A 19,564-nucleotide genomic window follows, 5' to 3' on the forward strand; every position below is an offset into this window, starting at 1 on the left:
TACAGAGTCAATGAAATGGCAAATTATAAAAGTAGTAAAAAAAATAGATGGTATGTTTGTCTGTTTTTTAAAGAAGCTTATTTTGTCAGAACATTAACCGGAGAAAACTTATTTGAAAAAGGGAAGGGATATCCAAAGAAAATCGACCCAAGTATAAGAAAATTTGTAATCACTTCTGAACAAATGCCTTCTTTTAAAAGAGTAGAGTAGACAAAGGCTCATTGGGAACAACTGGATTATGCAATCCTACTGCATATGCTGATAGATAAAATCCATTACAGGAAACTTATGAGAAAAATATTGTTATTATTTCCAGCCTTATTTTATTTTTGTTCGTCAATCGTGCTATGCCAAAGTGTACAAAAGATAACAACGATCAAGCATGACTTATCTTTCTGCAATTTCCAATTTAGAGAATATGAAAAAGAAGATAGACCCTATACCCTATCTTTTGTAGAAGATACGATCAATCATATTCGTTTTGATGCATACAGCACAAATTTATTCGATGAAACATTTAATCCTGATAATTGCACCAAAAAACCGGTGCATTTTCCCTTATATCAAAAAAAAATTTCATCCTCTGATAAACCAGCCTTATTTATCTTTGTTAATGGAATATATGTGCCAATAAAAGAGAATTTAGACTATACAACCTTTATACCTCGACGATTAAGCTATATTAAGAGTAAAGGTACAGCTTATTTACTTTTTCAACTAGATAATTTCAGCTCAACCTCAAGCAACTACACGCGACTAAGCTATACTACTATCTTGTTAAAGTTAAAAGCCAATGATGCAGTAGATGACCAATTTATCTATACTTCGCTTAAAATGGAAGAACCGGGATTTATTTTAAAACGATATGCATCAAACAATAAAGATTTTCAATAAATTGATATAAAAGATTTAGTCACTACAGAATCCTTGGATAAATCATCAAAAATTTAGCAAAAAATGTATCCTTAGAAAAAATAGTAGAAAATAAGCAAGTTAACTTTTAAGTCAATCAGTCTGATAGAGAATGAATGCCATAAAAGAAAAAGGAAGAAATTTAAACTGGAACATCAGAAGAAATCAATAAAATAAGGGTAGCAGCTATTATGAGTATATTTTGGAGTGAAACGGCTAGACTTTTGCATCCCTATACACCGGGGGAGCAGCCTAAGTTGAACAATTTAGTTAAATTGAACACCAATGAAAATCCATATCCTCCTTCGCCTCAAGTTCTTGCAGCAATGCGCCAGGCAGTCAATGCTGATTTACGCCTTTACCCTGATCCACAATCAACCCAGCTTAGGCAAACCATTGCTGACTATTATCAGCTAGATATTAAACAAGTGTTTGTAGGTAATGGTTCAGATGAAGTGCTGGCATTAGCATTTGCAACTTTTTTTCAAGGTAAAAATGATTTACTACTGCCAGATATAAGCTATAGCTTTTATCCGGTTTACTGTCAGTTATATGGCGTACAGCCAAAGTTTATTGCTTTGAATGAACAGTTTGCCATTAATCCACAAGATTATAGTGGTGCTAAAGCTGGCGTGATTTTGCCCAATCCAAATGCGCCCACTGGTAGTTTGTTGTCTTTACCGCAAATTGAGCAGATTATTGAGAGTAATCGATCATGTGTCGTGGTTATTGATGAAGCTTATATTGATTTTGGAGGAAAATCAGCGGTTACGCTGATTAACCGTTATCCTAATTTGCTGGTGACACAGACATTATCTAAATCCCGTTCTCTGGCTGGAATGCGCGTTGGTTTGGCCTTGGGACATGAAAAACTGATCGAAGGATTGGAACGGGTTAAAAATAGTTTCAATTCATATCCACTTGATCGAGTAGCACAGGCCGGAGCAATAGCTGCATTTGAAGACGAAGATTATTTTCGCCAAATGTCTACTCAGGTAATCGAAAATAGAATCTGGCTGGAGCAGCAATTAGTCGCTCTACAGTTTAAGGTGCTACCTTCAGCTGCCAACTTCGTTTTTGCCACACATCCTCATTTTAGTGCTGAATCAATATATGCTCATTTACGTAGCCAAGGTGTGATTGTGCGTCATTTTGCTCAGCCACGGATAGAGCATTTTCTGCGTATTAGCGTTGGTACCCCAGAACAGCAACAACAATTAATACAGGCTTTGCAAGCTTTGATATTCTAAATTCATTTTGTTAATAGACCTTGTTGAGTAAAACATCGTGCAACAGAAAGGAAGTGTAATATTTGATTTAGCTTATTCAATGGGTTATCGAGTCATCATTCATTATGTAACAGATTAAATCAATAAGAAAAAAAATATAGTATTGCCACTCAGTCATGATATTTGCAGTTATATTGCTTTTTGATAATAAAATATTATCTACAGATCAATATAATTAAGAATATTTTTGGTGGCTTTCTAATATTTCTATCATAGGTTTGGTTGCAATATCCAAAGGGCTTCTGCCATAGTTATTTTTGTGGTTAGGATCGGCGCCATGTTCCATAAACAGTTTAACAATTAGTAGCTCATCTGTTTCTTTTCCTTTTATACCAGCATTATGAACAACAGAACCTAACGGTTGGTTTCCAGAGGTATCAGTGATATTGATATCTGCCCCGTTATCCAGCAATAGTTTGGCAATCTGTAAACGGTTTTCCGCTGTTGCACTCGGTACGGGGCTGGGGTCTCCGATGTAATAAAGCGGTGGTCTACCATAAGCATCTAATGCATTGACATTTGCTCCATATTTTATAAGTAGTTTTGCGGGTTCAACCTTTCCCTGTATGGCTGCAGTAAATAAAGGGGTGAATTTTAATCCTTTTTTTTCGACGTTTATATCTTCAGGAGTACATTTTTTGAGTTCTTTTTCCAAATTTTCCACGTCGTTTCTTAGCACTAATTGATGTAATATACTCCTCACTTCTTGTCTTTTATCATCTCGGTTACAAGCGAGTTTATGTAATTCATATTTCATCGTGCCTCTAAATTTTTGGCGTATACAAAGTACTAATTGATGTAATAGTTTACCCATAATTTATCGAATTGAAATTGTTTAAAATGTTTGAACTAATATGGTTTTTAAAAATGCTATGTCCATATCCCAAGTCTTTTAGATACGTAAATTCTTGAGCTTTATTTTATTTTTCTAATTGATTTATCCAGCTTCTTGTCTGCCAAAATTGGTTATTTGCTTATTTTCAATTTTAAAAAAGTAGATAACACTACTTTCATCTGCATATTCTTCTGTTTCATAGTAGTTTAAAATAGCCATCCTATAAAAACAATCCTCTTGGAAATAGCTTAGCTCAATTGTCGTTGATTCATTTTTTGATTGTTTATCTTCTATAACAAATTTAGCCTTATACTTTTTTTGGAATATTAAATTTCTTGAGAAAAATTTAGTATTTAAATCATTCAAAAAAATTTCTAATAATTCCTGAGTTAAATCTATAGACTCTTTTTTCTTTCCTAAATATTGTTTATTAACTGTTGAATCTAGTTTTTGAAAAAATAAAGTTTTTACATCTTTTTCCTTTAACATAAGAATATCCAAAGGCCTACAACTTTTATTCCTGTTTATGGTAACCTTTAAGTTTTCTTTAGGCTGATCTAATCTTTTTTGATTGGGGTCATTAGAACAACTCACGATTAAAGTTAATATTAAAATAAAACATTTCATTATTACGTTTTTAGTATCCATTAGGCATTCAATATTCCTGAACTTGATTTCGTCTGTATTTAACAATATTAACCATAACATCATCTTTCACAGCAGCACCACCTTTAGCCTGATTTCCTTCTAAAACCCAAACAGAAGTATCATCAAACTTATAAACAAATGTAGCATGCAACCAATGCATTTTTGCAATAGTATTTTTATTATCACTAGTCAAATTCATCATATGAACTGTAATCTGTTCTATTGTAGATTTACAGAGTACTTATTTTGGTTTTTATAATTTTGGTTAAAAGGGAGTTAGTGTAAGTGGTATTTATAATGACCTTTTATTTTAAAAGTATATAAATGCTATTTTTTTATTTTTGGTGGCTTTCTAATATTTCTTGTAATGCACTATTATTGTAAAGTTTAGCTATATCTAATGGTTTTTTTCCATATTTATTTATATGGTTAGGATCTGCACCATGTTCCATAAACAGCTTCACAATCGGCAGTTCTTCTTTTTTTTTACCTCTTGCATTATATACAACCGGCCATAAAGGTTGTGCGCCATCTACGTCAGTGATATTGACATCTGCTCCGTTATCCAGCAATAGTTTGGCGACCTGTAAGCGGTTTTCCGCTGTTGCGCTCGGTACGGGGCTAGGGTCTCCGATGTAATAAAGCGGAGGTCTACCATAAGCATCTAATGCATTGACATTTGCTCCATATTTTATAAGTAGTTTTGCGGGTTCAACCTTTCCCTGTATGGCTGCAGTAAATAAAGGGGTGAATTTTAATCCTTTTTTTTCGACGTTTATATCTTCAAGAGTGCATTTTTTAAGTTCTTTTTCCAAATTTTCCACGTCGTTTCTTAGCACTAATTGATGTAATATTCTCCTCACTTCTTGTCTTGTATCATCTCGGTTACAAGCGAGTTTATGTAAGTGGTATTTTGGAGTGCCTCTAAATTTTTGGCGTATACTTAACGCTAATTGATGTAATATTTTACGCATAATTTATACAATTCATATTTTTAAATATTTGAACTAATATAGTATTTTTATTATCATTGGTCAAATTCATCATATGAACTGTAATCTGTTCTATTGTAGATTTACAGAGTACTTATTTTGGTTTTTATAATTTTGGTTAAAAGGGAGATAGTGTAAGTGGTATTTCATAATGACCTCTAATTTTAGAAGTATACCAATGCTATTTTTTTATTTTTGGTGGCTTTCTAATATTTCTTGTAATGCACTATTATCGGAAAGTTTAGCTATATCTAATGGGTTTTTCCCATATTTATTTATATGCTTAGGATTGGCTCCATGTTTCATAAACAGCTTCACAATCGGCAGTTCTTCTTTTTTACCTCTTGCATTAAATACAACCGGCCATAAAGGTTGTGCACCGTCTACGTCAATGATATTGATATCTGCTCCGTTATCCAGCAATAGTTTGGCGACCTGTAAGCGGTTTTCCGCTGTTGCGCTCGGTACGGGGCTTGGGTCTCCGATGTAATAAAGCGGTGGTCTGCCATAAACATCTAACGCATTGACATTTGCCCCATATTTTATAAGCAGCTTTGCGGATTCAACTTCACCTGCTAAAACAGAAAAAAAGATTGGAGTAAATCGTAACCCTTTTTCCGGTTCATTAATCTTCTCTATTGTACATTTACACAGTACTTCTTCTAGTGTTTTATAATCGTTTCTAAAAGCGAGTTTGTTTAAGTCGTATTTTGGAGTGCCTTTAATTTTTTGGCGTATACTTAACGCTAATTGATGTAATATTTTACGCATAATTTATACAATTCATATTTTTAAATATTTGAACTAATATAGTATTTTTATTATCATTGGTCAAATTCATCATATGAACTGTAATCTGTTCTATTGTAGATTTACTGATTATTTCTTCTGATTTTTATAATATCGGTTAAAAGCGAGTTTAAGTTAGAGGTATTTCATTGTTACCTCTTATTTTCTGGCATATACATATGCTGGTTTTTAAATTTTTTTGTGGATTTCAAGTAATTCTATTATGGGTTGGTAACCAACTTTTTTTGCAAAGTCTAAAGGGCTTCCACCGGGTTTAGTTCTAAAATCAGGATCTGCACCATATTCAAGTAATAACTTAACAATCGGCAGTTCATCTTCTTTTCCTTGACCCAGTGCACTATATACTATGCGCCATAAAGGTTGTGCGCCATCTACGTCAGTGATATTGACATCTGCTCCGTTATCCAGCAATAGTTTGGCGACCTGTAAGCGGTTTTCCGCTGTTGCGCTTGGTACGGGGCTTGGGTCTCCGATGTAATAAAGCGGTGGTCTGCCATAAACATCTAACGCATTGACATTTGCCCCATATTTTATAAGCACTTTTGCGGATTCAACTGCACCTGCTAAAACAGAAAAAAAGATTGGAGTAAATCGTAACCCTTTTTCCGGTTCATTAATCTGTTCTATTGTACATTTACACAGTACTTCTTCTAGTGTTTTATAATCGTTTCTGAAAGCGAGTTTGTTTAAGTCGTATTTTGGAGTGCCTCTAATTTTTTGGCGTATACTTAACGCTAATTGATGTAATATTTTACGCATCATTTATACAATTCGTTTTTTTAAATATTTGAACTAATATAGTATTTTTATCATCATAGGTCAAATTCATCATATGAACTGTAATTTGTTCTATTGTAGATTTACTGATTATTTCTTCTGATTTTTATAATTTCGGTTAAAAGCGAGTTTAAGTTAGAGGTATTTCATTGTTACCTCTTATTTTCTGGCATATACATATGCTGGCTTTTAAATTTTTTTGTGGATTTCAAGTAATTCTATTATGGGTTGGTAACCAACTTTTTTTGCAAAGTCTAAAGGGCTTCCACCGGGTTTAGTTCTAAAATCAGGATCTGCACCATATTCAAGTAATAACTTAACAATCGGCAGTTCATCTTCTTTTCCTTGACCCAGTGCACTATATACTATGCGCCATAAAGGTTGTGCGCCATCTGCGTCAGTGATATTGACATCTGCTCCTTTATCCAGCAATAGTTTGGCGACCTGTAAGCGGTTTTCTGCTGTTGCGCTTGGTACGGGGCTAGGGTCTCCGATGTAATAAAGCGGAGGTCTACCATAAACATCTAACGCATTGACATTTGCCCCATATTTTATAAGCAGTTTTGCGGGTTCAACCTTTCCCTGTATGGTTGCAGTAAATAAAGGGGTGAATTTTAATCCTTTGTTTTCGACGTTTATATCTTCAAAAGTACATTTTTTAAGTTCTTTTTCCAAATTTTCCACGTCGTTTCTTAGCACTAATTGATGTAATATTCTCTTCACTTCTTGTTTTTTATCATCTCGGTTAAAAGCAAGTTTGTGTAATTGGTATTTCGGAGTGCCTCTAATTTTTTGGCGTATACTTAATGCTAATTGATGTAATATTTTACGCATAATTTATGTAATTAAAATATTGAAATGTTTGCACTAATTAAGATGTTAACGGTCGAATATGTTGCAAAAAATAGGGTTAACTATCTTAGTCTGCCGGACAGAGTTGATAACTTTGATCCAATAAATGAAATTGGAAATGTTGCTGATTTTTGAGAATAATTCGTTTGTCTTTGGTGACAAAAATTGCCCCCATTGAATTTCTTTCGTTAAGTGCTGCAAGCCCTTTTTTACAGCCCAAGCCATACATAATGGTAGAGAAAATATCTCCAGTTAAGGAATTGGTGGAGATTATGGTTATGCTATCGAGTTCATTATTTAAGGGATAGCCTGTGGCAGGATTAATGATATGATGATAAATTTGATCATCTTGCACAAAATAGCGTTCATAAATACCAGAGGTAACAACAGATTTATCCTGCACCTGAATAATGCCCAGAAGGCTTGTGGCAGAGGCGAATGGTTTTTTTAGTCCTACCTGCCAGTGCTGATTGGGTGTAAAAGGGGACGAACCAATGGTCAGGACATTACCCCCACAATTAATGATGGCGTGGTGAATATTATGCTGTGCCAGTACAAGTTTTATGATGTCGGCAATATAGCCTTTGGCAATTGCGCCAAGATCAATTTCCATCCCTTTTTTGGCTAAATATACACTGTGGTTGTGTTGATTCAATTCAATCAGATTTGGATCGATTAAACGGCGTTTTTCGTTAATGGATTGTGCGTCGGGAACACGATGACCATTAAAACCAATTTTCCATAATTTGACCAAAGGTCCAATGGCTAAGTTAAATGAGCTATTCGGTAACAAACTGGCTTGTTTGGCTTGTTTAATCAAATCAAAAACCAATTCACTCACTACTACTGCATGTTTGCCAGCAGCATGATTAATACTCATGACTTCGGAGTGTGGTCGGTTGACGGTTAGCCGAGTTTCCAGAGCTTTGATGGTATTAAAAACCGCTGCAACTGCTTGCGGATTTTCCGTTAGCAGTTGCAGGGACACCGTTGTACCCATAAGCTGTTGCGAATAGGTATAGCATGCATCATTCATGATGGTTTACTGCATCGCTTGTCATTAGGCTTTTTGACTATATGCCGCGGCCTGATCACCTGCCTGTATACCAAAGATAATGATATCAGCTACTGCATTGCCACCAATTCGATTACCTCCATGTACGCCACCGACTACTTCACCCGCAGCATAAGCACCAGAAATAACCTGTTTGTTTTCATCCAAGACTTCTGTATTGCTGTTAATGGTTACTCCACCCATGGTGTGGTGAATACCTGGAGCTATTTGAATGGCATAAAATGGAGCTTGATTGATTGGGTGACGCATACCGGTATTGCGCCCAAAATCTTTGTCTTCTTTCTGCTCTACAAAGGTGTTGTAACGCGCTACGGTGCTCTCCAAAGTTTCAGGATCGATATCAAGAATATGCGCTAGCTCAGCCAAGGTATTAGCTTGTGCTGCAAAGCCATTGCTAATATAAGTTTCTGCTGCTTTGTTTTCGGTTTTTACTTGTTCATCGAACAAGATGTATGAGTAATGTTCAGGCAAAGCAATGATACTATTGGAAACTTTATCTCGAGTATCTAGTTCATTAACAAAACGGCGACCATTTTGTGATACCAGTATCGCACCACCTCCGCGGATTGATTCTGAAATCAGATAAGCTGTTTTCTGTTCCACTGTTGGATGAATTTGAATTTCATTCATGTCAACGGTATCAGCGCCAATTTTTTGCAGTAGGGCAATACCGCTGCCGGTTGCGCCTTTATGATTGGTGGTCACAAAATTAGCTAAGTCAGGACGATAATGGGTCACCATTTCGGCATTGGCGCCAAAGCCACCTGTGGCTACGATCACGGCTTTGGTATTGACCCGCTGGCTATTGCCGTCTTCATCAATGGTGGTCACTGCTTTAACTTTGCCATCTGCAAATTCAATTTCTGTGACAGAGGTATCGAGCATGACATCGATATTACGTTGGTTGATATTTCTGACTAAACCGCTAATTAAGAATCCACCTACGGCTTCACCACTTTCTGGACGGTGGGTACGGTCTACACTCATACCACCGGTGGTGGTTAGGTTGCTTAATTCAATGCCTTTAGCATCCAGCCAGTTAATGGCTTCTGGCGCATGTTCTACAAAGTAATGCAACAATTGCGGATTGTTTTTATTTTTACCGCCCTTAAGGGTTTCGTTGTAAAACCATTCTTTTTTGTCTACGATACCCACTTTTTCCTGGAATTTTGTTTCAGCGGCATTCATACCTGCAGAAGCTTTGTTGGTATTACCACCGATAATCGGCATTTTTTCGATGATAATGACGCTGGCACCTTTGTCATGGGCTTCAATTGCCGCAGCCAAACCGGCACCACCACTACCAATCACCACTACATCGACTGTTTTTTCATCAGGATTGCCACCATCAGCAATGATGGCTACGCGATAGGATTCGGCGATGGCTTTGGTAACGGCTTTTTTGAACGCTTCACATTGTGATGTGGCGCCACTGATGGTATCAACGTAGGGGCTGTTCGCAGCCAGAATTCGATCTTTGATTTCATTGAAGTTTTTAACTGAAACTTGATTTAATTCTTCTGCATTGACTAGGGTCAGATCTTTGATGAAGTTTTGTCCCAGTTCAACGTTGATCACGAATTCATTTTCGTAGTCATCTTTTACGGTCTGACGATAGGTACCTGACTGGAATTTTTTCGTGCTAATTTCACGAACCATGCTACTAACCAGCGGAAAACGCCATAAGGGTTCGGGAATAATTTTATTAATGCGTTGGTCGCTGTTAATGGATAGTTGTATGTCATCTTTAGTTTTGATTTGTTCTGCCCAGTCGGGATAGGCAATGCAACCACGTCCTACAGCAACCAGATCATAGCCATGTTCCACAGCGGTTTCAGCGTCGCTTCTGTTGACAACGTTACCCACACCCACCACAGGTATTTTGCTTAAAGCAGGTGAACGCATCTGCACAAATTTGTCGATCAATGGCGTTTTGTCATCAGTATTGATGATGGAAGGGCGCAATGTGTAACCCATTGAAAAATGCACATATTCCAGGCCTGCAATAGCCAATTTGTCCAGTAAGAACAAGGAATCTTCGAAGGTGATGCCCGGCACTTCTAGCTCTTCAGGGGAAAAGCGATAGCCAATAATGAAGTCATCTGAAGCATATTGCTTAGCCATTTGTCGGCTGATTTCAAGTACGGCTAGGGGAAAACGGGTGCGATTTTCGCGACTACCACCCCATTTATCTTCGCGCTGGTTTGCATGAGGTGAGAAAAATTGCTGGATAAGATAAGTATTGGCACCATGAATTTCGATGCCGTCAAATCCGGCCTGAATGGCACGACGGGCAGCGTCACCAAATTTCTGCACCATATCTTCAACTTCACCGGCAGTCAAAGGAATAGGAGTAGGGGCATTAGGACGCGGAATAGCAATCGCACTGGGACCTACGGGCATTTGACCACCGATTAGCTTCGGGTCAACCATGCGGCCACCATGATAAATTTGTAATATGGCTTTCGAACCTTTTTCTTTGATGGCATTGGCGATCAAACTCAGACCTTCAATGCAATCATCATTATGGATACCTAAAGCCCCCGGAAAAGCCGGACCTCGTTCATCGATAAAACCACACTCAACAATGATTGTGCCTATAGCACCTGCGCGAGCACGATAATATTCGACCTGATTTTCGGTTACCGTACCATCGTGGAAACTACAACATGTGGTCATAGGTGCCATCATTAAGCGGTTTTTTAATACCGCGCCATTAGGCAGAGTCAAGGGACTAAATAACGGGGAGGTTGAGTAATCCATATGTAACACCCTTTAGAATAGGTAGAACGGAAGTAAATAATTAGTACTTAGAATTTGAACTAATGTTAACTTAAAAGAATAAGCTTAGCTATTAATTCGATGGCGAATATTTTATCTGTGAGGAGCTTTAATTCATTATTTTGATGCACGTCAAATTGATGTATTTTTATGATGGGGTTGAGTGCTGATTTTTTAGGGCATTAGCATTATCATAATCCATTTGCTGGCGTTGATAGGTAAGTTAAAACTATACGCACACTCGGGGCGTTGGGAATTGATTAGGTCAGAAATAAGGGTTCAGCAACTTAGATTTAAACATTAATCTTTGTTTGATCGATAACCGATGATGATATTGTTTCGATGGTGGCTATCCACACCATTAATATCGAGTTTTATTCAATTTAGCTACGATCACGAGTTAGCCTCGATGAATAACAGGTATCGGCAAGCCTCAATGAATTTTTTGATTGAAGACGCTCAGCACATTTGATGTTTCTGTCTACGTCCTGCTGCTTTAAAATAGCGCTTACCATCATTGGTTAAGGAAAGATTTAACGGAAATTCTGTTAGTCAAAATAAGCTTTCGATGAAAATATTTTGTATAAATCCTAGAGCTGTTTTCATTATCAAGTTTAATTTTTTGGATATTTTAAAGATAAGTAAACAGTAAGAAACTTTCTTTAAATAAATCATTGTCGTTATTAAATCGCTTTTAACCCGCTTAAAATGACCTATAATTGAAATATGTGATGACCAAAATTGGTTAAATAACAAATATTAACCTAGTTGGAGTGTTCACAAAACATGACGTCAATTACTTGGGTCGGGTACAATCTCTTTTTTGACTGAAATAAACGAACATGGCTTCTTTGGAAACATGGATAGGCTTACGCTATTTGCGTGCTAAGAAACGTAATGGGTTTATGTCCATTATCAGTACAGTATCTATTGCCGGTATCGCATTGGGTGTTATCACTCTGATTGTGGTTTTGTCGGTAATGAACGGATTTCAAAGGGAAATCCGTAATCAATTACTCAGCGTGGCTCCACATGCAGAACTTGGCTTTTATCAGATCAGTGACGATCATCACTGGCAAGATTTACAAAAACTGGTACAAGGTAATAAGCAGGTTTTGGGTTCGGCACCTTATGTGGCCGATCAAGCTTTGCTGGCTAATGCGGGTGAAGTGCGCGGTGTACAGATCCGCGGTATAGATCCTGCCTTGGAAGGTAATGTGGTTGATTATGGTAAGGACATATCGCCAAACGGGTTTAATAGTCTCAAACCGGGTGAATTCGATATTATTCTGGGTAAAGGTTTGGCAGAAGCGCTTGGGGCGAATATTGGCGACAAAATTACTGTCATCACTCCAGATGGCAATGTGACGCCTGCAGGCATGGTGCCTAGATTAAAACAATTTAATTTGGTCGGTATTTTACATACCAAAATTTTTGAAGTCGATAATAGTCTGGCTATGGTCCATATTACTGATGCCCAAAAACTGTATCGGTTGGGTGATGCCGTAAGTGGATTACGGCTCAAACTGGCCGATCCACAAGAGGCTCCTACTGTCATTCAGAATATTGTACCGGCTTCTCTTCAGTCGCAGGTATGGATCAATGACTGGACTTTTCAAAATCGCAGCTATTTCGATGCTGTCCAAATTGAAAAGCGCATGTTATTCATTATTTTGTTGCTCATTATTGCCGTGGCGGCGTTCAATCTGGTGTCTTCTCTGGTGATGGCGGTGACTGAAAAACAAGCTGATATTGCTATTTTGCGCACATTGGGTATGTCGCCGGGCGGAATTATGCGGATATTTATGATTCAAGGAGCAGTAGCCGGATTGATGGGGACACTGATTGGGGTTATTTTAGGAGTCACACTGGCGTTGAATGTAGGAAAAATTGTGGCCTTTATCGAAGGGTTAATTGGCCGAAGATTAATTACCTCACAAATCTACTTTGTAGACTATATGCCTTCCTATATTAAAGTATCTGATGTGTGTACTGTTGCTTTCGCAGCATTGTTGCTGTCATTTCTCGCAACGCTATATCCCAGCTGGCGTGCAGCCAAAACCCAACCAGCGGAGGCTTTGCGATATGAATAATCCTCAATATATTATTGATTGTGAACAGATTACTAAATCCTATGATGATGGAGATTTGCAGGTTTCGGTGCTGGAAAATTTAAATTTTCGTGTTGAACACGGTCAAAGTGTCAGCATAGTTGGCGCTTCAGGCAGTGGCAAATCAACTTTACTGCATTTGCTTGGTGGATTAGATAAGCCAACCAGCGGTACTGTCCGTCTTATGGGTGAAGATCTGTCTCAGCTTAGCCAAAAAGCCATTGGTAAACTGCGTAATCGATATTTGGGTTTTGTCTATCAATTTCATCATTTATTGCCAGACTTTACTGCTCTGGAAAATGTCATGATGCCATTATTAATTGCTCGTAAAAGCAGGGCAGAAGCGGAAGAAAAGGCATTAGCGATGCTGGACAAGGTCGGCTTGAAACAACGTGTTCTGCATCGACCAGGAGAGTTATCCGGTGGTGAGCGGCAGCGGGCGGCCATTGCTCGATCTTTAGTCTCTCATCCTGCATGTCTACTGGCTGATGAACCGACTGGAAATTTGGATCGCAGAAATGCGCAAAATGTATTGGATATGTTGTTAGAATTGCAGTCTGAATTGGGTGCCAGCTTGGTGGTGGTCACTCATGATGATGAATTAGCCACCCGTTTTGACCATGTGATGACCATGTACGATGGTAAGCTAGTTCCTCAGGTTGCATCTTAATGGGTGTGGATATTCACATTTAGTCTTTATGTCCGATCCAGTTGTTGAGTTTTCAGAAAGCACTCACCCACATCATCCCGCGCTGGCTGCTATTGCTAAAGTGTTAAGCACAGTGGCTCCAGCAGAATGGGAAATTGTGCAGCCTTGGGCAGAAGCTTTATTATCAGCTTTAAACCGAGGTGATAGCTACATCATTGTTCCCCGAGATCATCTTGCTGAACTACGCTGCTGTGGCACGCTGGTAGGCAATATATATAGCTATTCACCTTTTATATTAAATCAGCAACAATTATTTTTTGGCAGAATGTGGCAGCTCGAACAAGATGTCGCCACTTGTATCAGTAAGCTGTGTGCTCCGTCAACTCAATCCCTTGATAAATCTGTAGCTGAAGATCTGCAAAAGTGGTTTCCTGATCAGCATGCCTCAGAACAGCGGTTTGCAGCTGCCTTAGCCTTGTTACAACCGTTTGTTCTGATCAATGGTGGGCCGGGAACCGGAAAAACCACCACCGTTGCCAAAATTTTGGCACTGCTATTGAAACACGTCTGGCAAGCGCCATATCCGCCTCAGATCGCTTTAATTGCGCCAACCGGTAAAGCAGCCACGCATATGGCAAGTGCCTTACATCACGCAATACAACAACTTGATTTGTCGGCAGATATTCTCAAATCCTTGTCACAACTGAGTGGTCAAACTGTTCATCGTTTATTACAATTGCGTCCACCATTACTTACTGGGCCATTCAATCCCACCAATCCATTACCAGTGGATATTCTGGTCGTAGATGAATCATCCATGTTGGATTTATCGTTATTCAGGGCATTGTTGCGTTCTTTGAAGCCCAATATTCGATTGATCCTGTTAGGAGATGCTAACCAGTTACCCGCTGTCGGATTGGGTAACGTGCTGGCGGATTTATCCGTTTCAACAATTCTAACGCCAGCTTTGAGCCAACAATTGCAGCAGATACTCCCGCAACAATCTTTGCCGCCTTATCAACCAGATGCCGGAATTGCTGCGCATGTGGCTACGCTTACCCATAGCTATCGTTTTGATCCGAAAAAAGGCATTGGGGCATTGGCTTCAGCTTGTATCAGTGGGGATGACAACGCGGCTGTACAGGCAATAGAGTCTTTTCAGCAGTTAGAACGTCGACAAGTTAGCTTAGCTGAATTATGTGAAATCTGGTACCAATTACAACATTCGTGGTGGAAAGCGGTGAGGGAGCATGATGTTGAAACTATTTTTTCTCATTTAACTGATATCATTCTTTTAGCCGTGAGAAAAGCTGATGCCAATACTTTCAACCAGTTGTACCGTCAATATCTTGCCCGTCAATGGCAAGTTGATACTGAAAATGGATTTGCCGGTTTACCTATTCTAATCACGCAAAATGATTATGATATAGGGCTATATAATGGTGATATTGGTGTCATGTTACCTGATCCTGATGATGCTCAGCATCTATTGGCCTATTTTGCCCATGGGCACACTTTCCGCAAAATCGCTCTTAGTCGTTTACCCCAGCATGAACCCGCCTTCGCCATTACGGTGCATAAAAGTCAGGGCTCGGAATATGATCAGGTGTGGTTGTTGGCACCGCAATCAGAAGCGTCTTCAGATGATCCGTTATTCAATCGTGCATTAATGTACACTGCCTTAACGCGCGCGCGACAGCATTTCACCTTTTGTGGCAGCATCACCCAGCTGACGCAAGCGATTAAAAATAGTGATCATCGTCGCAGTGGATTGCGTACAGCGCTTAATCAACTTATGCAATCGCCGTCCTAATCGGCTTTTCTCAGCGGCTTAAAATCCTACTGTCATCGCAATGCAATTTAATGGTTCACATCCATGTCTCTTTCTGCTGTTTATGTTCATTGAAGCTTCGGATTAGCTTGTATGCTGTGCTGCAGAAATTTAGGGTTAATTTTTAAAGCTGCTGGAATAAATAGCCAGCTTGAATCACTTATGAATTGTTTCATTACTATTGATTTAGAGGATGATTTTGTCGCTATTAAAAATGTTTCCAGCATAATTAACTTTTATTGTTGCCAAAAAATCCATTCCAAAATTATATGACTTAAAGTAACCGAGTGATCGAATGTAGAGTATTAGAAAATCATTAATCTAAAAATGTTATTACAGTGTATTGATTTATTAGTTGAAACTTAATTTGTCTGTTAGCTCAATGATATTGCTCAATCAAAGGAAAGCAGTATTTTTATTTTTTCATATTTTGTATACTATCCATTGGGTCAATAAAAATCATACAGAGATAAAAATTATGTCAAAACCTCTATTTGCCATCATTGCTGCAATGCAACCTGAATTGGATTATCTGCTCGATCAATTACAACAAAGAAATGATATTGTGATGGGTGCATTCAAATTCCATGTTGGCAAAATTGATCAATGCGATGTGGTGCTGGCGTTAAGCGGGATTGGTAAAGTGAATGCTGCGGTAACAACCGCCATCGTTATTGAACGCTTTGCTCCACAATATGTGATTAATACTGGTAGTGCAGGTGGACTGGGGCAGGGGATGCAAATAGGTGATGTCGTAATAGGAACCGAGGTTGCCCATCACGATGTGGATGTCACCGCATTTGGCTATGACATCGGGCAGGTACCACAATTACCAAGCCGATATCATTCAGCACAATCTTTAATTCAGGCCGCCAAGCTGGCTGTGAAAGAATCTAATCATCAACATGGTATTCATCAAGGACTGATTGTCAGCGGCGATCAATTTATCGGCACTGCGGAACAAAATCAAAGAATCACCAATAATTTCCCAGATGTTTTGGCGGTAGAGATGGAAGCCGCAGCGATTGCGCAAACCTGCCATCAGCTTAGTGTGGCTTTTGTCATTATTCGGGCGATATCTGACAACGGAGATGCTCACGCCAGCATCAGCTTTGATGAATTTTTGCAAGTGGCGGGCAAAAATTCTGCCAAAATGGTCATTAACCTGATCAATTCCTTAAGTTGATAAATTGATTTATTGGCTATCTTAAGGCATCAACAGTTAATTTTTTATCCATATAGTGGTTAATGCTAAATCGGCGATGAGTTCATTCATCGCCGTTTAAATACAATATAATGATTAGATACTGAACTGCCGAGACTATATAAATGCTAAACAGGAATAAAGGAAATTCATTTTTATAGTGCAATGATCAAATTTTCCGTTTGCTTAATTCCATTGAAAGTTCAATATCTCTTTGAAGTGATTGATTAGTACGCAAATGAGTCACTTTTTTACTGATAAACTGACTTATTATTTACCGCCATTTTGCTTTAACCAATTTTCTGCGCTGCCAACATCATCGAAATATTTTGGATGGTACAACGTCAGCAGATTGGCCAAATGAGAGCCTAAACGTATCCAAATATCTGAGACTACGATTGCGGTACGACCGAAATGATGTGAATGTTTACGTAAGAAGCGCAAATGTTCAAAAGCCATATCGACGGTGAAATCTTTCAATTCACTTAAATCCAGCAAAAGATCCGGTAAGTGTGCTAGTTCACGTGTTTTAAGCAGCGCTTCTTCAAGTTTTTGAAAATCTTGTAAGGTAAATTCATCATGCAACACTACTTTCAGGCCATAGCCTTCTTCATGGATCAGGATCATGCCATAGTCTCCAACGCAGATTTCTAATTCAATATCTAATAGCCATCATAAAATAACATACTCTTCGAGTTCATGCAGACTTAAGTTGATACAGAGCTTAGCCCTAATCAAAAATCTGAACACGCGATAAAATTTTGTCTCAGAGTTACAACTTAACAACTTTCTAAGTGATGAATCAAATCAAGTAATCTGCACTGAAACAAAAATGCAGCATCCGTTAGAATGCTGCATTTTTTTGATCGTTGCGGTTGAATTATCTGTCAGCTACAGTGGCTGACTGGGTAACTCCTGTCGCAGTAGGCACAGTTGCTGGTGGGGTAAAACGATAGAACACTTCACCATTTTGAATATAGCCAAGCTTGGCTCGAGCCATTTCATTAATGGCATCTTTGCCCTCAGCCAAATCCTTAACTTCCGCAGTCAAGGCTCGATTACGCTGAACCAAAGCTTCATTGTTGGCATTTTGCTGAATCACACTTTCTTCTAGTCTGATCATGTCATGCCAACTACCATGCCCGAACCATAGATCATATTGCAGACCAATTAAAGCTAATATTAATACCAACGTAACCCACTTCATTGCATTTACCTGTAACTGTAATGCTTTTAATTAAGCTGATAAAAAGCTTTATTGCCCGGATAATAAGCAGCGGTACCCAGTTCTTCTTCGATGCGCAACAATTGATTATATTTAGCCATTCGGTCAGATCTTGATAAAGAACCCGTTTTGATCTGCATACAATTAGTGGCTACGGCTAGATCGGCTATGGTGCTATCTTCAGTTTCACCTGAACGATGACTCATCACACTGGTATAACGATAGCGCTTAGCTAAATCAACTGCTTTCAATGTTTCAGATAATGTTCCAATCTGATTAACTTTGACTAAAAGAGAATTGGCCAGACCTTCTGCGATACCTTCTTTTAGAATAGAGGGATTAGTCACAAATAGATCATCACCCACTAACTGAATTTTTTGACCAAGAAGTTTTGTCAGTATTTTCCAACCGTCCCAATCATGTTCGCTCATGCCATCTTCAATCGATACTATGGGGTATTTATTGACCAGATCGGCCAAATAATTCGCGAACTCTTCGCTGGTTAGGCTCAAACCTTCCGCAGTCAGTTTGTAGTGACCGTCATGGTAAAATTCACTGGAAGCACAATCTAGTGCCAGAACAACATCTTCACCTGCTACATAGCCAGCTGCTTCTACGGCAGCCAAAATCAGCTTAATTGCCTCTTCATGACTGGCGAGATTAGGAGCAAAGCCACCTTCATCCCCAACTGTAGTGGATAAACCTTGATCATGGCATAGTTTTTTGAGGTGGTGAAATACCTCTGCGCCACATCTTAAGGCTTGACGGAAAGAGTTAGCCCCAACAGGCATAATCATGAATTCTTGAATATCTAAACTATTATTGGCATGTGCACCACCATTGATCACGTTCATCATCGGTACTGGCATCGCCATGGGTCCTGCACCGCCGATATAGCGATACAAGGGCAGTCCGGCATCTTCCGCTGCTGCGCGAGCGACAGCCAAAGAAACTGCTAAAGTAGCATTGGCGCCTAAACGACCTTTATTCTCGGTTCCATCCAGATCTAACATGATCTGATCAATATAACTTTGTTCGCTAGCATCAATGCCGATTAAGGCCTGTGCAATTTCGTTATTTACATTTTCTACTGCCTGTAATACGCCTTTACCAAGATAACGATCCTGATCGCCATCACGTAACTCCAACGCTTCTTTTTCTCCAGTGGAAGCACCAGAAGGGACGGCCGCTCTTCCCATTACCCCAGACTCAAGCAGCACATCACACTCAACTGTAGGATTACCACGTGAATCTAGAATTTCACGCGCAAAAATATCGATAATTGCACTCATGCAGGTCTCCACGATTTTATATCAGAGATAGTTAGGTAAAACAGGACAAACAATATTTAACAACATTAAAACTGGTATAGTTTTTAGGCATACTATTATACCTGTATAGTGAAAACTTGGTATGTTGATAGCGTAAATGATTCTAGTATAATCAGAAAAATTTATATATTTGTTGCCATAAAGTAATCTAATGCTAAGTCATTAGCTAATAATCCAGCGATCGCTACTCATTAAGATCATACTCAGTATCTTATGTTGTCTAGCCCTAAGTTTATAATAAA

Annotated in this window: 19 protein-coding genes; 7 read left to right on the top strand and 12 right to left on the bottom strand. The window is 38.7% G+C overall.

Features of this window, described 5'->3' with window-relative positions; genetic code table 11:
- The first annotated feature begins 15 nt into the window (after positions 1-15).
- From J3U68_RS04185 to hisC, 3 genes are all read left to right on the top strand, one after another.
- Positions 16-210 (top strand): hypothetical protein, encoded by a 195-nt coding sequence (locus tag J3U68_RS04185; RefSeq protein ID WP_267374978.1) that lies wholly within the window; start codon positions 16-18, stop codon positions 208-210.
- Between the two features lie 78 nt (positions 211-288).
- Positions 289-894, top strand: a complete 606-nt coding sequence (locus J3U68_RS04190; RefSeq protein ID WP_267374980.1) for a hypothetical protein — start codon at positions 289-291, stop codon at positions 892-894.
- A gap of 209 nt (positions 895-1,103) precedes the next feature.
- A complete protein-coding gene (gene hisC / locus J3U68_RS04195; protein WP_267374983.1) occupies positions 1,104-2,162 on the top strand; it encodes a histidinol-phosphate transaminase in 1,059 nt (352 codons plus the stop codon).
- A gap of 214 nt (positions 2,163-2,376) precedes the next feature.
- Here the strand turns inward: hisC and J3U68_RS04200 are convergent, their stop codons facing one another.
- The 9 genes from J3U68_RS04200 to J3U68_RS04240 all read right to left on the bottom strand — a co-directional run bounded on the left by J3U68_RS04200 (position 2,377) and on the right by J3U68_RS04240 (position 10,953).
- Positions 2,377-2,958 carry an ankyrin repeat domain-containing protein gene (locus tag J3U68_RS04200; protein ID WP_267374985.1) on the bottom strand — a complete coding sequence of 194 codons (582 nt, stop codon included), beginning with the start codon at positions 2,956-2,958 and terminating at the stop codon, positions 2,377-2,379.
- Positions 2,959-3,138: 180 nt separating this feature from the next.
- The gene (locus J3U68_RS04205) at positions 3,139-3,684 is read right to left on the bottom strand and encodes a hypothetical protein (RefSeq protein WP_267374988.1); all 546 of its coding nucleotides are present in this window, start codon (positions 3,682-3,684) and stop codon (positions 3,139-3,141) included.
- A 7-nt stretch (positions 3,685-3,691) separates the two neighbouring features.
- Positions 3,692-3,883, bottom strand: coding sequence for a hypothetical protein (locus J3U68_RS04210; RefSeq protein ID WP_267374991.1), 192 nt, complete (start codon positions 3,881-3,883; stop codon positions 3,692-3,694).
- Between the two features lie 136 nt (positions 3,884-4,019).
- Positions 4,020-4,658: an ankyrin repeat domain-containing protein gene (locus J3U68_RS04215; protein WP_267374993.1), complete on the bottom strand. Its 639-nt coding sequence runs from the start codon at positions 4,656-4,658 to the stop codon at positions 4,020-4,022.
- Positions 4,659-4,865: 207 nt separating this feature from the next.
- Entirely contained in the window at positions 4,866-5,447 is a 582-nt protein-coding gene (locus J3U68_RS04220; RefSeq protein WP_267374995.1) for an ankyrin repeat domain-containing protein, read from the bottom strand.
- Positions 5,448-5,654: 207 nt separating this feature from the next.
- Complete coding sequence (locus tag J3U68_RS04225) at positions 5,655-6,245, bottom strand: ankyrin repeat domain-containing protein (protein WP_267374997.1); 591 nt, start codon at positions 6,243-6,245, stop codon at positions 5,655-5,657.
- 207 nt (positions 6,246-6,452) lie between these two features.
- Entirely contained in the window at positions 6,453-7,097 is a 645-nt protein-coding gene (locus J3U68_RS04230; RefSeq protein ID WP_267374998.1) for an ankyrin repeat domain-containing protein, read from the bottom strand.
- Positions 7,098-7,182: 85 nt separating this feature from the next.
- Positions 7,183-8,151 carry an FAD:protein FMN transferase gene (locus tag J3U68_RS04235; RefSeq protein WP_267375000.1) on the bottom strand — a complete coding sequence of 323 codons (969 nt, stop codon included), beginning with the start codon at positions 8,149-8,151 and terminating at the stop codon, positions 7,183-7,185.
- Between the two features lie 24 nt (positions 8,152-8,175).
- Complete coding sequence (locus J3U68_RS04240) at positions 8,176-10,953, bottom strand: flavocytochrome c (protein WP_267375002.1); 2,778 nt, start codon at positions 10,951-10,953, stop codon at positions 8,176-8,178.
- Between the two features lie 860 nt (positions 10,954-11,813).
- Here J3U68_RS04240 and J3U68_RS04245 point away from each other — a divergent pair.
- The 4 genes from J3U68_RS04245 (at position 11,814) to J3U68_RS04260 (ending at position 16,748) form a co-directional block, all read left to right on the top strand.
- Entirely contained in the window at positions 11,814-13,064 is a 1,251-nt protein-coding gene (locus J3U68_RS04245) for a lipoprotein-releasing ABC transporter permease subunit (RefSeq protein ID WP_267375004.1), read from the top strand.
- Positions 13,057-13,752, top strand: a complete 696-nt coding sequence (lolD, locus tag J3U68_RS04250; RefSeq protein ID WP_267375018.1) for a lipoprotein-releasing ABC transporter ATP-binding protein LolD — start codon at positions 13,057-13,059, stop codon at positions 13,750-13,752. Before J3U68_RS04245 ends, lolD begins: the two co-directional genes overlap by 8 nt.
- 28 nt (positions 13,753-13,780) lie before the next feature.
- Positions 13,781-15,544: an exodeoxyribonuclease V subunit alpha gene (gene recD, locus J3U68_RS04255; RefSeq protein ID WP_267375021.1), complete on the top strand. Its 1,764-nt coding sequence runs from the start codon at positions 13,781-13,783 to the stop codon at positions 15,542-15,544.
- A gap of 496 nt (positions 15,545-16,040) precedes the next feature.
- Positions 16,041-16,748: a 5'-methylthioadenosine/adenosylhomocysteine nucleosidase gene (locus J3U68_RS04260; protein ID WP_267375024.1), complete on the top strand. Its 708-nt coding sequence runs from the start codon at positions 16,041-16,043 to the stop codon at positions 16,746-16,748.
- A 288-nt stretch (positions 16,749-17,036) separates the two neighbouring features.
- Here J3U68_RS04260 and J3U68_RS04265 read toward each other — a convergent pair whose 3' ends face one another.
- From J3U68_RS04265 to eno, 3 genes are all read right to left on the bottom strand, one after another.
- Positions 17,037-17,393, bottom strand: coding sequence for an STAS/SEC14 domain-containing protein (locus J3U68_RS04265; RefSeq protein WP_267375027.1), 357 nt, complete (start codon positions 17,391-17,393; stop codon positions 17,037-17,039).
- 253 nt (positions 17,394-17,646) lie between these two features.
- Positions 17,647-17,973, bottom strand: a complete 327-nt coding sequence (gene ftsB / locus J3U68_RS04270) for a cell division protein FtsB (protein ID WP_267375030.1) — start codon at positions 17,971-17,973, stop codon at positions 17,647-17,649.
- Between the two features lie 26 nt (positions 17,974-17,999).
- On the bottom strand, positions 18,000-19,283 hold the full coding sequence (eno, locus tag J3U68_RS04275) for a phosphopyruvate hydratase (RefSeq protein ID WP_267375032.1): 1,284 nt from the start codon (positions 19,281-19,283) through the stop codon (positions 18,000-18,002).
- Between the last annotated feature and the right edge of the window lie 281 nt (positions 19,284-19,564).

The organism is Snodgrassella sp. B3882 (assembly GCF_026535915.1).
Lineage (GTDB): Bacteria > Pseudomonadota > Gammaproteobacteria > Burkholderiales > Neisseriaceae > Snodgrassella.

Bases quoted from the DNA above. Each gene is read 5' to 3' on its own strand.
- lolD (WP_267375018.1), top strand. From the start codon at position 13,057: ATGAATAATCCTCAATATATTATTGATTGTGAACAGATTACTAAATCC.
- J3U68_RS04265 (WP_267375027.1), bottom strand. From the start codon at position 17,393: ATGATCCTGATCCATGAAGAAGGCTATGGCCTGAAAGTAGTGTTGCAT.
- J3U68_RS04245 (WP_267375004.1), top strand. From the start codon at position 11,814: ATGGCTTCTTTGGAAACATGGATAGGCTTACGCTATTTGCGTGCTAAG.
- recD (WP_267375021.1), top strand. From the start codon at position 13,781: ATGTCCGATCCAGTTGTTGAGTTTTCAGAAAGCACTCACCCACATCAT.
- eno (WP_267375032.1), bottom strand. From the start codon at position 19,283: ATGAGTGCAATTATCGATATTTTTGCGCGTGAAATTCTAGATTCACGT.
- J3U68_RS04190 (WP_267374980.1), top strand. From the start codon at position 289: ATGAGAAAAATATTGTTATTATTTCCAGCCTTATTTTATTTTTGTTCG.
- J3U68_RS04225 (WP_267374997.1), bottom strand. From the start codon at position 6,245: ATGCGTAAAATATTACATCAATTAGCGTTAAGTATACGCCAAAAAATT.
- J3U68_RS04240 (WP_267375002.1), bottom strand. From the start codon at position 10,953: ATGGATTACTCAACCTCCCCGTTATTTAGTCCCTTGACTCTGCCTAAT.
- J3U68_RS04235 (WP_267375000.1), bottom strand. From the start codon at position 8,151: ATGAATGATGCATGCTATACCTATTCGCAACAGCTTATGGGTACAACG.
- J3U68_RS04185 (WP_267374978.1), top strand. From the start codon at position 16: ATGGCAAATTATAAAAGTAGTAAAAAAAATAGATGGTATGTTTGTCTG.
- J3U68_RS04260 (WP_267375024.1), top strand. From the start codon at position 16,041: ATGTCAAAACCTCTATTTGCCATCATTGCTGCAATGCAACCTGAATTG.
- J3U68_RS04230 (WP_267374998.1), bottom strand. From the start codon at position 7,097: ATGCGTAAAATATTACATCAATTAGCATTAAGTATACGCCAAAAAATT.
- J3U68_RS04210 (WP_267374991.1), bottom strand. From the start codon at position 3,883: ATGAATTTGACTAGTGATAATAAAAATACTATTGCAAAAATGCATTGG.
- hisC (WP_267374983.1), top strand. From the start codon at position 1,104: ATGAGTATATTTTGGAGTGAAACGGCTAGACTTTTGCATCCCTATACA.
- J3U68_RS04215 (WP_267374993.1), bottom strand. From the start codon at position 4,658: ATGCGTAAAATATTACATCAATTAGCGTTAAGTATACGCCAAAAATTT.
- J3U68_RS04205 (WP_267374988.1), bottom strand. From the start codon at position 3,684: ATGGATACTAAAAACGTAATAATGAAATGTTTTATTTTAATATTAACT.
- J3U68_RS04200 (WP_267374985.1), bottom strand. From the start codon at position 2,958: ATGAAATATGAATTACATAAACTCGCTTGTAACCGAGATGATAAAAGA.
- ftsB (WP_267375030.1), bottom strand. From the start codon at position 17,973: ATGAAGTGGGTTACGTTGGTATTAATATTAGCTTTAATTGGTCTGCAA.
- J3U68_RS04220 (WP_267374995.1), bottom strand. From the start codon at position 5,447: ATGCGTAAAATATTACATCAATTAGCGTTAAGTATACGCCAAAAAATT.